Origin of the sequence: Nocardioides ureilyticus (genome assembly GCF_051280745.1) — a bacterium.
Classification (GTDB): domain Bacteria; phylum Actinomycetota; class Actinomycetes; order Propionibacteriales; family Nocardioidaceae; genus Nocardioides.
Genome location: NZ_JBNCOG010000056.1, coordinates 1 through 12,305, shown reverse-complemented (window position 1 = coordinate 12,305; position 12,305 = coordinate 1). Strand labels below are relative to the sequence as shown.

Sequence of the window (12,305 nt, the reverse complement as noted above, 5' to 3'; positions counted from 1 at the left end):
GGCCCCGCGACGGCGTCGCGGCCGCGCAGCGTGCGCAGCAGCGCACCCCGGGCGCGGCCGTGGGCGTCCGGGACGAGCAGGACACCGACGTCGTCGCCGGCCGCGGCCTCGCCGACCTCCAGCGTGGCCGGCGGGACCAGCCCGAGCACCGGCCGCACCTGCGACTGGGGGACCAGCACGGCGGTGAGCGTGGTCGGCGGCTGCCAGTCGGCCCGCTCGGCGGCCTCGAGGACGGCCTCCTCGGAGGACCCGTCGAGCAGCGCCCGGGCGAGCCGCTCGAGGAGCCGCTGCCGGACCCGGCCGGTCGTGGCGAGCTCGTCGGTGTGGCCGGCGACGCTGGCGGCGGAGAGCTCGTCGATGTAGGCGAAGACCAGCTCGGCGAAGGCCACCAGCGTCCCCGGGTCGACCCCCGTGGCGACCGCGCGGGTGGACATCTCGCGCCAGGAGACGCGGGCGCCGATCCGGTACGCCGCGAGCAGGGCGTCGGTGGTCCGGCCGCTGCGCGCCTCGCCCCGGCCGAGCTGGTAGGCGCCCTCGACCGCCGGCGCGGGCGTCCGCAGGTCGGCCCCCCGCCGCCCACCGGCGAGGGTGAGGAAGCCGCCCAGCGCCAGCTGCACGGCGTTCCGGATCGTCCCGCCCATCGATCCGTCGAAGGCCGCCTCGTAGCTGGGTACCTCTTCCACGATGGCGCGGACGACGTTCTCGGCGACACCGGGGAGGTCGGCGCGCATGGCCTCGACCGCGTCCGCGGGGAGGTGCAGGCCGGGCGCCGAGCGGCGGCGCTGGTCGGCCGCGCCCTCGGGCCGGGTGGATCGAGGAGTCATCGAACAACCTTTGTTCGTGGAGAACAGGATCGGGCACCAGGTTCACGTCGCCCGGACAGGACTTTACCTCTCAGATCTAGGAGAGTGGATGACATGACCACCACTACCGCGTCGAACGCTCCCGCCGAGGGCCGGTCGCTCCGGGGTGTGCTGCGTCGGGTCGCCGAGTCCGCGGTCACGCCGCTGGAGCTCGACGACGTGCTCGACGTCTTCTCCCCGCTGCGGGCCGGCGCCGAGCTGCGCGGCCGGATCGTGGCCGTGCACCCGGAGACCGCCGAGTCCGCGACGATCGTCATCAAGCCCGGTCGGGACTGGGCCGGGCACGTCCCGGGCCAGTACGTCCGCGTCGGCGTCGACGTCGACGGCGTCCGCCTGTGGCGCACGTACTCGCTCACCCACGGTCCCCACCCGGACGGCTGCCTCAGCATCACGGTCAAGGCGATCCCCGGCGGCGTCGTCAGCCAGTACCTCGTGCACCGCGCCCGGAAGGGCCAGCTGCTCCAGCTGGCGCAGGCCGAGGGCGAGTTCGTGCTGCCGCAGCCCCTCCCGGAGCGCCTGCTCCTGGTCACCGGTGGCTCCGGGATCACGCCGGTCATCGGGATGCTGCGCAACCTGTTCTCCCGGGCCGACGTCCCGGCCGTCGACATCGTGCTCGTGCACGTCAACGTGTCGGAGTCGAGCGCGATCTTCCGCGACGAGCTCCGCAGGCTCGACGCCACCGGCCGGATCCGGCTGGTCGAGTGGTACGACGAGCAGCGGGGCCTGCTCGACGTCGCCGACCTCTCCACGCTGGTCCCCGACCTGGCCGACAGGCTGACCTACGCCTGCGGCCCGGCCGGCCTCCTCGACGCGCTCGAGGAGCACCACGCCGCCCGCGGGCTGGAGCTCACCACCGAGCGGTTCCGCCCCGTGCTGGTCGACGTGGCCGACGGCGAGGGCGGCGGGACGGTGAGCTTCACGTCCGGCACCACGCTGGAGGCCGACGCCACCACCCCGATCCTCGACGCCGCCGAGGACGCCGGCGTCATCATGCCCAGCGGCTGCCGGATGGGCATCTGCATGGGCTGCGTGCTGCCGCTCAAGGAGGGCGCCGTGCGTGACCTGCGCAACGGCTCGGTCACCGTCGCCGTCCCCGGCGAGACCGGCCCGCAGGGCGTCCCGATCCAGACCTGCATCAGCGCCGCTGCCGGCGCGTGCTCCATCGACCACTGACCAGTCCCTCGCTGGTCGAGGAGGTCGCGCAGCGACCGTCTCGAGACCTGACGACGAAGGAGACCACCATGACCACGATCACCAAGAAGACCGACAACCCCATCGCGCACCTCACGCCCGAGGACATCGAGCAGATCGGCGTCGAGCTCGACGCGATCCGCCAGGAGGTCCTCGACAGCCGCGGCGAGCGCGACTCGGCGTACATCCGCCGGATCGTGGACGTGCAGCGCAAGCTGGAGCTGGGCTCGCGCGCCGTGCTGCTCGTCAGCGTGCTCCCGCCGGCGTGGATCGCCGGCACCATCGGCCTCTCGATCGCCAAGATCCTCGAGAACATGGAGATCGGCCACAACGTCATGCACGGCCAGTGGGACTGGATGCGTGACCCGAAGATCCACTCGACCACCTGGGAGTGGGACAACGCCTCGACGGCGGAGGGCTGGAAGCACAGCCACAACGAGATCCACCACACGTACACGAACATCGTGGGCAAGGACAACGACCTCGGCTACGGCATCATGCGCGTCGACGAGGACCAGCGGTGGCACCCCTTCCACCTCGGGCAGCCGCTGTGGAACTTCATCAACGCCTGCTTCTTCGAGTACGGCATCGCCGCCTACGACCTCGAGCTCGGCAAGAACCTGTCGGTGCCGAAGGAGAAGCGCAGCGAGACCTTCAAGAAGAACGCGCGCAACACCCTGCGCAAGATCCGCAAGCAGGCGACGAAGGACTACGTCGTCAACCCGGCCCTGGCCCTGCCGACCGGCTCCTTCCTGCCGACGCTGGCCGCGAACTTCACCGCGAACCTGGTGCGCAACCTGTGGTCGCACTCGGTGATCATGTGCGGCCACTTCCCCGAGGGCGTCGAGACCTTCGAGAAGAAGTCGATCCCCGAGAACGAGACCCGCGGCCAGTGGTACGTCCGCCAGATGCTGGGCTCGGCGAACATCTCCGGCTCGAAGTTCATGCACCTGATGACCGGCAACCTCAGCCACCAGATCGAGCACCACCTCTTCCCCGACCTGCCCTCGAACCGGTACGCCGAGGTCGCCCCGAAGGTGAAGGCGCTCTTCGACAAGTACGACCTCAACTACCACGAGGCGCCGCTGCCGCAGCAGGTCGGCAGCGCCTGGCACAAGGTCGTCCGGCTCTCGCTGCCGAACGGCTGGCTGGCCACCACCACCCCCGCCAACGCCCCGCAGCAGCTGGCGCTGCTCTACAAGATGGTGACCGGCGACCGCCGCACCCGTCGCGCCGCGCAGGCCCGCCTCGAGCAGCTCGCGCGCCGTCAGGCGACCGAGGTCGAAGCGGCGGCCTGACCCTCCTCGCCGCTCGCCCCGCCGTCTCCCAGGGCCGCCTGCACCGCTCGGTGCAGGCGGCCCTGCTGCGTCGTCATGAGCAGCACCGCGAGGAGCGTCGCGGCGACGGTGACGGCGAACGCGGCCGTGGAGCCGTCCGCGTCCGCGAGGCGGCCGGCGATGCTCGAGCCGAGGGCGTAGCCGATGCCGGTGGCGCTGGCGAGCGCGGTCATCGCGGTGCCGACCCGGGCGGGCGGCACCACCCGCTCGGCGAGGGAGAAGACCGCGATCATGTACGGCGCGACCGCGCACCCGAGCACGAGCACCACCGCCGTGACCGCGAGGAGCCCGTCGACGACCAGCAGCGGCAGGGACAGGACGGCCAGCGCGACCGCGGCGACGAGCGCGCGCCGCTCGTGGCCGACCCGCTCCGGGAGGTACGCCGTGGCGATGCCGGCGACCGCGCTCCCGACGCCGAGGGTCGCGTGGACCAGGCCGGCGACGCCCGGCCGGCCCGCCTCCGTGGCGAGGACGGTCGCGCCGGTCTGCGTGGCGCCGAAGAACATGCCGATGGAGAGCTGCGCGAGGCCGAGGACGAGGAACGAGGCCGTCAGCAGCCGGCCGAGGTGGCCCGCGACGTCGGGCCGGGTGCCGAGCCGCGCGGACGGGTCGAGGGCGAAGGCAGTGCCGAAGACGGCGAGCAGCGCGGCCGCGGTCAGCAGCGCCCCGCCGGGCGAGACGAGCACCGCGGCCAGACCGACCAGCGCCGGCCCGAGCGCGAACGACGCCTCGTCGGCGGCGCCCTCGTAGGAGAACGCCGCGTCGACCAGCCGCCGCTGGTGGGTCCCGGTGCCGGCGGTGAGCGGCCGCCAGCGGACCCGCGCCAGCGGCCCGACCTGGGGCAGGGTCAGACCGGTGACCGCGGCGACCGCGACGACGACCGGGCCCCCGGCGTCGGCCGCCACGACGGCGACGAGCCCGGCCAGGCCGGTGGCGCCCAGCAGCGACTGGACGAGGACGACGGGGCGCTGGCCCAGCCGGTCGGCCAGGGCGCCGGCGACCGGGGCGCCGAGCGCGTTGGCGACGGCCAGGGCACCGGCGGAGAGCCCGCCGAGCCCGTAGCTGCCCGTGGCGGTCGAGACGAGCAGGAGCGTGCCGAGCTGGCTCATCGCCAGGGGTAGCCGGCCGAGGAACGCCACGACCAGGTAGGCGGGGCCGGCGATGTCGAGCAGGCGTCGGTAGGAGGCGAGGGGGGTCACGGGTGGTGCCTTCCGGGTGCGTCAGTACGACGCGCCGAACCCACCTCCAAGACGCGTGAAACCCTCTGCAACGCAGATCCTACGGCCGTTCAGCCGAGGAAGCGCACCTCGACCGGCGACTCGGCGACGTCGGGGGCCTCCATGCCGTCCTCGACGTCCAGCGCGTCGCCGGACAGGTGCACGCGGTAGGCGCGGGCCTCTGGTCGGGACGCCACGGCCTCGACCAGCTCGCCGCCGCGGAAGAGGAGCGCGCAGCCGTCGTCGGCGGCGTACCCGCTCGGCAGCCGCTTGGTGCCGACCAGGTCGAGGTAGGTCGGACGGCGCTCGGGCTCGCCGTCGTAGTGCGGGCAGGCCGAGCCGGTGAGCAACCCCAGGCCGTCGGTCAGCGGCGCCATCGGCCCGAACGAGTCGGTGACCGATGCCTCGAACCAGCAGTTCATGCCGGCGCTCACCCCGGCGAGCACCGTGCCGGCCTCGGCGGCCTCGCGGAGCACCTCGTCGAGACCGTGGAGGCGCCACAGGGCGAGCAGGTTCGCGGTGGAGCCGCCGCCGACGTACACGACGTCCTGCGCCAGCACGTGCTCGCGCACGTCGCCGCCCGGCACCTCGCCGAGCCGGAAGAGGGAGAGCGTGCTGACCTCCGCCCGACCGGTGAAGGCCTCACGGAACTGGTCCTGGTAGGTCTCCGAGTCGCCGCTCGCCGTGGGCACGAAGCAGACCCGCGGCAGTCCGCCGGCGCCGCGGCGACGGGTGGCCAGGGAGAGGGCGAAGTCGTCGAGCAGGGGGTTGTCGGGCTCCATCGAGAAGCCGCCGCCGCCCATCGCCAGGATCGTCACCGTCATGCCGTGATCGTGCCAGCGGGTGCATGAGCCGCGGCCGTGCCGCCAGAATGGGACGGTGAGATTCACCGAGCACGAGCTGACCGCGGCGCTGACCGGCGCCGCCAAGACCGTCCTCGCCGCCCAGGACCGCGACGTACGCCGCGGCCGGCGCGGGGTCGACGAGGCGTGGGACGCGCTGACCCGGATCCAGCGCTTCCACCTGCTCGACGGGGTCGGCGACGAGGTGCTGCCGGTCCTCGTCGCGCTCCCCGACGTGGAGGTGCGGACGGGCGAGCGGGCGACCTACTCGGAGGCCGAGATCACCCGGGTGGTCGAGGAGCGGCTCGACCCCGGCGTGAACCGGGTCAAGCGGGCCCTCGTCGTCCGCACCCGGGTGGCGCTGGTGCAGGCCGCCCTGGCGGCGCTGCCGCCCCGTCAGGACCCCGACACCCTCACCGTCCCCGACCACCTCTGAGCCGTCGAAGTGGGACCCCCGCACGGTCGAGGTGGCGCTCCCGCACGGTCGAGGTGGGAGTCCTGCACGGTCAGCGGTCCTCGGTGCCGTCGTGGTGGGGGTCGGGCACACCAGGCGGCATCCGGTCGGCCTCGGGGAGGACGATGGGGTCTCGACGGCGGAGCAGCATCCGTTCCTGCGTGCGGCGCTCGTGGGCGTCCTGGGCCACGTCGTTCCCGTCGCTCCCGAGCAGCCACACGAGCCCGCGACCGTGGCCGGGATCGCGGTCCTCCTCGGCCGCGTCGTCGTAGACCAGCGCGACGGCATAGGTGAGCTCCCCGCCGGCCTGGCGTTGCGCCCAGTCGATGACCTGCGCGACGTCGGCTCCGGTGACGTCGTAGGTGTCGGTCCACCCCGTGGTCGAGTCGGGGCTCCACGGCTCCCACCCGGCCAGCGTGGCACGACGGACGGGTCCGTTGGGCGGTCCGGACCGATTCGGCGGCGCGCCGACCCTCAGCCGCCGAGGGCTGCGGTGACGACCGCCCGCGCCTCCTCCTGCACCTGGGCGAGGTGCTCGGGGCCGCGGAAGGACTCGGCGTAGATCTTGTAGACGTCCTCGGTGCCGGACGGGCGGGCGGCGAACCACGCCGACTCGGTCGTCACCTTCAGCCCGCCGATCGCCGCACCGTTGCCCGGTGCCTCGGTCAGCTTGGCGGTGATGGGCTCGCCCGCCAGCTCCGTCGCCGCGACGTCGTCGGCCGACAGCGCCGCCAGCGCCGCCTTCTGCTCGCGGTCGGCCGGCGCGTCGATCCGGGCGTACGCCGGCTCGCCGTGTGCCACGACGAGGTCGGCGTAGTGCTCCGAGGGGCTCCGGCCGGTCGTGGCGATGATCTCCGCGGCCAGCAGCGCCAGGATCAGCCCGTCCTTGTCGGTCGTCCACACGCTGCCGTCGCGGCGCAGGAACGACGCGCCCGCCGACTCCTCGCCGCCGAACCCGAAGGACCCGTCGACGAGCCCGGGCACGAACCACTTGAACCCGACCGGCACCTCGACCATCGGCCGGTCCAGCGAGGCGGCGACCCGGTCGATCATCGAGGAGGAGACCAGGGTCTTCCCGATCCGCGCCGAGGCCGGCCAGCCCGGGCGCGCCCCGCCGAAGAGGTGGCCGATGGCGACGGCGAGGAAGTGGTTGGGGTTCATCAGCCCGCTGTCGGGCGTGACGATGCCGTGCCGGTCGGCGTCGGCGTCGTTGCCCGTCGCCACGTCGTAGTCGCCGCGCCGGTCGATCAGCGAGGCCATGGCGTACGGCGAGGAGCAGTCCATCCGGATCTTGCCGTCCCAGTCCAGCGTCATGAACCGCCAGGTCGGGTCGACCACGGGGTTGACCACGGTGAGGTCGAGGCGGTGCCGGTCGGCGATCTCGGCCCAGTACGCGACCGATGCGCCCCCGAGCGGGTCGGCGCCGATCCGCACCCCCGCCTCCCGCACCGCGTCGAGGTCGAGCACCGAGGGCAGGTCGTCGACGTAGGTCCCGAGGAAGTCGTAGGCCCCTGCGGCCGCCCGCGCGCGGGCGAACGGCACCCGGCGCACCTCGGCGAGGCCCCCGGCGATCAGCTCGTTGGCGCGGGCCGCGATGGCCGAGGTCGCGTCGCCGCCGGCGGGGCCGCCGTGCGGCGGGTTGTACTTGAAGCCGCCGTCGCTCGGCGGGTTGTGCGAGGGCGTCACCACGATGCCGTCCGCGAGCCCGCTGCTTGCGTTGGTCGAGCCTGTCGAGACCCGTCCGCCGTTGGCCCGCAGGATGGCGTGGGAGACCGCCGGGGTCGGCGTGTAGCCGTCGCGGGAGTCGACCAGGACGGTGACGTCGTTGGCGACCAGCACCTCGAGGGCGGAGGCCCAGGCCGGCTCCGAGAGCGCGTGGGTGTCGCGGCCGAGGAAGAGCGGCCCGTCGTACCCCTGGGCCCGTCGGTGGTCGCAGATCGCCTGTGTGGTCGCCACGATGTGCGCCTCGTTGAACGACGTCGACAGCGACGTGCCCCGGTGGCCGCTGGTCCCGAACGACACCTGCTGGGCGACGTCGTCGGGGTCCGGCACGCCGGTGTAGTACGCCGTGACGAGGTGTGCCACGTCGACGAGGTCCTGGTCCTGTGCGGGCTGCCCCGCGCGCTGGTCGGCCACGAGGCCCATCATGCCCAGCCGGTGGAGCGCCGACGCGGCGAGGTCCCCGACGGCGGCCCCCGCGCGCCGTAGGATCCCCGCCCGTGACGCCCGCCCCGCAGGCCGCCCGGCCGACACCTCGCGGATGAGGTTCCAGCGCTCGCTGGCGCTGGTGGTGGTCGCGCTGCTCGCGTGGGCGCTGGGCCCGCTCGTGCTGGTCCTCGCCGTCGGCAGCCTCGCCGTGCCCCGGGTGCGGGCGTGGCTGCGGCCGACGTGGCGGGTCGTGGCCGGGTGGGTCGTCGCGGTCCTGGTGGTCACCGGACTGGTGCTGGTGGTCCCGGACGGCTGGCTCCCCATCCCGCCGGCGCCCGGCGCCTGGGTCACGCCCGGCTACACCGGCCGGCCGGTCGTCGCCCAGCCGGTCGAGCTCAGCACTCCGCAGCACCCCTTCCTGGCGCCGAACGGCGCCGGTACCGGCCACCAGGACGGGTGGGCGACCGGCGCCAGCCCCCACCCCGGCCCGCTCGGCGAGTCGCCGCGTGTCGACACCGGCTGGTACGGCTGGTGGCGCTGCGCGACGCCCGTCCTCGACCGGCACGGTCGGCTGGTCGCGCACTGCCTGGACCGTGACGGCCCGGCGCTCCACGTGGTCGACCCAGGGTCGCTGCGGCCGGCCGCCACCAAGGAGCTGCCCGACGGGCCGGGGGAGGGCACGGCGGAGGACGTCTGCGCCACGCCGGCCCTCCACCTCGACGCGGAGGACCGCGCGGTGGTCCCGACCCGCGACCGCCGGATCCTCGTCGTCGCCACCTCCGACGCCTCCGGCCACCCCGACCTCACGACGGACGCCACCTACGAGCTCTCCGGCAGCGTGCCCGCGGACGACTGCCTCGTCGCGGTGCTCCCCGACTGGCAGGGCCGGCTCTGGTTCGTCACCCGCCAGGGCCGTGCCGGCTTCGTCGCGCCCGGCTCGGGCAAGGTGGCCGCTCTCGAGCTCGGCGCGGAGGTGACCAACGGCCTCGCGGCCGACACCGACGGCGCGGTGTACGTCGTCACGGCCGAGGCGCTGCACCGGCTGGGCGTCTCGCCGGCCGGCCGGCCGCGGGTCCGGTGGAGCGCGCCGTACGACCGGGGCTCGGTCACCAAGCCGGGCCAGCGCTCGCGCGGCAGCGGCACCACGCCGACCCTCCTCCCCGGGGGCCTCGTGGCGATCACCGACAACGCGAGCCCGCGGATGCACGTGCAGCTCTACGCCGCCCGCGACGGGTCGCTGGTGTGCCAGGAGTCGGTCTTCGGCAACGACGCCGGCGCGGCGGAGGGCTCGCTGGTCTCGGTCGGCACGGGCGTGGTCGTCACGAACGCGCACGGCTACACCGGTCCGTGGCGGACCGTGCTGGGCCGGACGACGGCCGGTGGGCTGGCCCGGGTGGAGGTGGTCGAGGAGGCCGACGGCACGCGCGGGTGCGAGACGGTGTGGACCTCCGACGTCGTCGCGCCCAGCTCCGGCGCGCGGCTGTCGCTGGCGACCGGCCTGCTCCACGTCCACGAGAAGCGGAGGAGCTGGTGGGGCGCCGACGCGTGGTACCTCACGGCCGTGGACGTCCGGACCGGCGAGACCGCCTACCGGGTGCGGACCGGCCTCGGCGCGCTGCTCGACAACGACCACGCCGCCGTGACCCTCGGGCCCGACGGCGCGGCGTACGTCGCCACCCGCGGCGGCCTGGTCGGTGTCCGGGACCGTCAGGACTGAGCGGGTCGGCCGGGTCGGCCGGTCGGCTTGACCTTGACGCAGCGTCAGGGCTGCAAGGTCCTCCCATGACCACCACACCCACCATCCACGTCGCCGGGCTGACCAAGTCCTACGGCGACCGCCCGGTGCTCCGGGGAGTCGACCTCGAGGTGGCCCGCGGCCACGTCGTGGCGCTCCTCGGCTCCAACGGCGCAGGGAAGACCACGCTCGTCCGGATCCTCGCCACGCTGCTCCCCGCCGACGCGGGCACCGCCACGGTCGACGGGGCCGACGTCGGCTCCCAGCCGGCCGCGGTGCGCCGTTCGATCAGCCTCACCGGCCAGTTCACCGCCGTCGACGACGTCCTCACCGGCCACGAGAACCTCGCGCTCGTCGCCCGCCTGCGGCACCTCCCCGAGCCGGGCCGGGTCGCGGACGACCTGCTGCAGCGGCTCTCCCTCGCCGACGCCGGCGGCCAGCGGGTGGCGACGTACTCCGGCGGGATGCGACGCCGGCTCGACCTGGCGATGAGCCTGGTCGGCAGCCCCTCGGTCATCTTCCTCGACGAGCCGACCACCGGCCTCGACCCGCAGGCGCGAGCCGAGGTCTGGCAGGCCGTCCGGGACCTGGCCAAGGGCGGCACCACGGTGCTGCTCACCACGCAGTACCTCGAGGAGGCCGAGCAGCTGGCCGACCGGATCGCGATCCTCCACCAGGGGCGCATCATCGTGCAGGGCACGCTCGAGGAGCTGAGGCGGTTGCTCCCGCCGGCGGAGGTCGAGTACGTCGAGAAGCAGCCGAGCCTGGAGGAGATCTTCCTGGCCGTCGTCGGCACCGAGGGCGAGGGATGAGGATGGACCACCCCACCTTCACTGGCACCGTCCGCGACACCATCACCCTGACCGGCCGTTCCCTGCGCCACGTCCTCCGCAGCCCCGACACGATCGTGACGACGGCGCTCACGCCGGTCGCGATGCTGCTGCTCTTCGTGTACGTCTTCGGGGGTGCGATCGACACCGGCGGCGTCCCGTACGTCGACTACCTGCTCCCGGGGATCCTCCTGATCACCGTGGCGTCCGGCGTGGCCTACACCGCCTACCGGCTCTTCCTGGACGTCTCGGGCGGCATGTTCGAGCGGTTCCACTCCATGCCCATCGCCCGCTCGGCGGTGCTGTGGGCGCACGTCCTGACCTCGTTGGCCGCGAACCTCCTGGCCATGGTCGTCGTGGTCCTGGTCGCCGTGGCGATGGGGTTCCGCACGGGCGCCGGGGTGCTCGCCTGGCTGGGCGTGCTCGGAGTCATGGTGCTCTTCACGCTCACCCTGACCTGGCTCGCCGTCATCCCCGGGCTCACCGCCCGCTCCGTCGACGCGGTCAGCGGCTTCTCCTACCCGCTGATCTTCCTGCCACTGGTCAGCTCCGCCTTCGTGCCGACCGAGGGGATGCCGGGGCCGGTGCGCTGGTTCGCCGAGCACCAGCCGGTCACCTCGATCGTCGACACCATCCGCGCGCTGCTCGCCGAGCAACCGGTGGGCCAGGAGATCTGGGCCGCGCTGGCCTGGTGCGTCGGCCTGCTCGTGCTCGCCTACCTCCTCGCCATGCGCGCCTACCGCCGGAAGGTCGCCTGAGGTGCTCACGATCGGCCAGCTCGCGGCGTACGCCGGCGTGACCGTCCGCGCGGTGCGGCACTACCACGCCAAGGGACTGCTGCCCGACCCCGAGCGGGACGCCTCCGGCTACCGGCGCTACGACGCCGCGGCCGTGGTCGAGCTGACCCGGATCAAGACACTGGTCGAGGCGGGGGTGCCGCTGTCCCGGGTCCGACAGCTGCTCACGGCCGACGAGGCGGAGTTCGCGGCGGCGGTCGAGGAGATCGACCGCCGCCTGCGAGCGGAGATCCGTCAGCGGCAGCGCCACCGGGAACGCATCGCGCAGCTGGCGGCCGGTGACAACCTCGCCCTGCCGCCCGAGGCGGTCGCCTACCTGGAGCGGCTCCGCGAGCTCGACATCCCCGAGCGCGCGATCGACCTCGAGAGGGACGCCTGGATCCTCGTCGCGGCACGGGTGCCCGAGCAGATGCCGGCGCTGATGGCCCTCAAGCAGGCCCAGCTCGACGACCCCGCCGGGATCGCGATCTACCGCGACCTCCTCGTGGTCGCGGACTGGGACGCCGACGACCCCCGGCTGCCGGCGGTCGCCGACCGGCTGGCGGCGCTCTTCGAGGAGACCGCCGGGGAGTGGGAGGGCGCGGACGCCCAGGCCGGCGTCACGCTCGACGACGGGCTGGTCGAGGTGCTCGACTCGATCTTCCTCACCTCGGTGCCGGCCGCGCCGCGGCTGATGGCGCTCCTGGGGGAGCGGGGCTGGACCGGGTGGACCCAGCTCGAGCGGCTCCCGGGGCAGCACGACCACGGGCACGACCATGAGCAGGGCTAGGTGTATTCGGCCATGACGTTGGTGGCATTGGTTGGTCGTTGACGTGAAGAGAACCTCCGGGTGGGGTGTGGCTTGTCGAAGGCCCACTTCCAACCCGGAGGCTCCATGTTCCACGGTAGTGC

Annotated in this window: 12 protein-coding genes; 7 read left to right on the top strand and 5 right to left on the bottom strand. The window is 73.8% G+C overall.

All coding sequences use genetic code 11. The features are described 5' to 3' along the window. Window positions 1-824, bottom strand: an 824-nt coding sequence (locus ACSMHG_RS19065) for a PucR-like N-terminal domain-containing protein (RefSeq protein WP_435748085.1), incomplete at its 3' end; no start/stop codon positions are given. Between the two features lie 93 nt (window positions 825-917). On the opposite strand from ACSMHG_RS19065, the gene ACSMHG_RS19060 reads away from it, so the two are divergent. Then, the gene (locus ACSMHG_RS19060; protein WP_435748083.1) at window positions 918-2,036 is read left to right on the top strand and encodes a ferredoxin reductase; all 1,119 of its coding nucleotides are present in this window, start codon (window positions 918-920) and stop codon (window positions 2,034-2,036) included. Window positions 2,037-2,104: 68 nt separating this feature from the next. After that, window positions 2,105-3,352: a fatty acid desaturase family protein gene (locus tag ACSMHG_RS19055; RefSeq protein ID WP_435748081.1), complete on the top strand. Its 1,248-nt coding sequence runs from the start codon at window positions 2,105-2,107 to the stop codon at window positions 3,350-3,352. Here ACSMHG_RS19055 and ACSMHG_RS19050 read toward each other — a convergent pair. Both ACSMHG_RS19050 and ACSMHG_RS19045 read right to left on the bottom strand, forming a co-directional pair. Next, window positions 3,322-4,590 (bottom strand): MFS transporter, encoded by a 1,269-nt coding sequence (locus tag ACSMHG_RS19050; RefSeq protein WP_435748079.1) that lies wholly within the window; start codon window positions 4,588-4,590, stop codon window positions 3,322-3,324. The genes ACSMHG_RS19055 and ACSMHG_RS19050 overlap by 31 nt on opposite strands. An 89-nt stretch (window positions 4,591-4,679) precedes the next feature. Continuing rightward, window positions 4,680-5,432, bottom strand: coding sequence for a Type 1 glutamine amidotransferase-like domain-containing protein (locus ACSMHG_RS19045; RefSeq protein ID WP_435748077.1), 753 nt, complete (start codon window positions 5,430-5,432; stop codon window positions 4,680-4,682). A 55-nt stretch (window positions 5,433-5,487) separates the two neighbouring features. Between ACSMHG_RS19045 and ACSMHG_RS19040 the strand changes: the two genes are divergently transcribed. Then, window positions 5,488-5,886, top strand: coding sequence for a hypothetical protein (locus ACSMHG_RS19040; protein WP_435748075.1), 399 nt, complete (start codon window positions 5,488-5,490; stop codon window positions 5,884-5,886). Window positions 5,887-5,956: 70 nt separating this feature from the next. On the opposite strand, the gene ACSMHG_RS19035 is transcribed toward ACSMHG_RS19040, so the two are convergent. Together ACSMHG_RS19035 and pgm are read right to left on the bottom strand one after the other, a co-directional pair. Then, complete coding sequence (locus ACSMHG_RS19035) at window positions 5,957-6,094, bottom strand: hypothetical protein (RefSeq protein WP_435748073.1); 138 nt, start codon at window positions 6,092-6,094, stop codon at window positions 5,957-5,959. 284 nt (window positions 6,095-6,378) lie between these two features. Next, entirely contained in the window at window positions 6,379-8,040 is a 1,662-nt protein-coding gene (gene pgm / locus ACSMHG_RS19030) for a phosphoglucomutase (alpha-D-glucose-1,6-bisphosphate-dependent) (protein ID WP_435748071.1), read from the bottom strand. A gap of 124 nt (window positions 8,041-8,164) precedes the next feature. On the opposite strand from pgm, the gene ACSMHG_RS19025 reads away from it, so the two are divergent. The 4 genes from ACSMHG_RS19025 (at window position 8,165) to ACSMHG_RS19010 (ending at window position 12,183) form a co-directional block, all read left to right on the top strand. Continuing rightward, window positions 8,165-9,769 carry a hypothetical protein gene (locus ACSMHG_RS19025; protein WP_435748069.1) on the top strand — a complete coding sequence of 535 codons (1,605 nt, stop codon included), beginning with the start codon at window positions 8,165-8,167 and terminating at the stop codon, window positions 9,767-9,769. 65 nt (window positions 9,770-9,834) lie between these two features. Continuing rightward, window positions 9,835-10,599 carry an ABC transporter ATP-binding protein gene (locus tag ACSMHG_RS19020; RefSeq protein WP_435748067.1) on the top strand — a complete coding sequence of 255 codons (765 nt, stop codon included), beginning with the start codon at window positions 9,835-9,837 and terminating at the stop codon, window positions 10,597-10,599. 2 nt (window positions 10,600-10,601) lie between these two features. Next, window positions 10,602-11,375, top strand: coding sequence for an ABC transporter permease (locus tag ACSMHG_RS19015; RefSeq protein ID WP_435748065.1), 774 nt, complete (start codon window positions 10,602-10,604; stop codon window positions 11,373-11,375). A gap of 1 nt (window position 11,376) precedes the next feature. Continuing rightward, window positions 11,377-12,183, top strand: a complete 807-nt coding sequence (locus ACSMHG_RS19010; RefSeq protein ID WP_435748063.1) for a MerR family transcriptional regulator — start codon at window positions 11,377-11,379, stop codon at window positions 12,181-12,183. Window positions 12,184-12,305 lie beyond the last annotated feature (122 nt).

Coding starts and splice junctions, on each gene's coding strand:
- ACSMHG_RS19060 (WP_435748083.1), top strand. CDS start 918: ATGACCACCACTACCGCGTCGAACGCTCCCGCCGAGGGCCGGTCGCTC.
- ACSMHG_RS19015 (WP_435748065.1), top strand. CDS start 10,602: ATGGACCACCCCACCTTCACTGGCACCGTCCGCGACACCATCACCCTG.
- ACSMHG_RS19020 (WP_435748067.1), top strand. CDS start 9,835: ATGACCACCACACCCACCATCCACGTCGCCGGGCTGACCAAGTCCTAC.
- ACSMHG_RS19055 (WP_435748081.1), top strand. CDS start 2,105: ATGACCACGATCACCAAGAAGACCGACAACCCCATCGCGCACCTCACG.
- ACSMHG_RS19025 (WP_435748069.1), top strand. CDS start 8,165: ATGAGGTTCCAGCGCTCGCTGGCGCTGGTGGTGGTCGCGCTGCTCGCG.
- ACSMHG_RS19045 (WP_435748077.1), bottom strand. CDS start 5,432: ATGACGGTGACGATCCTGGCGATGGGCGGCGGCGGCTTCTCGATGGAG.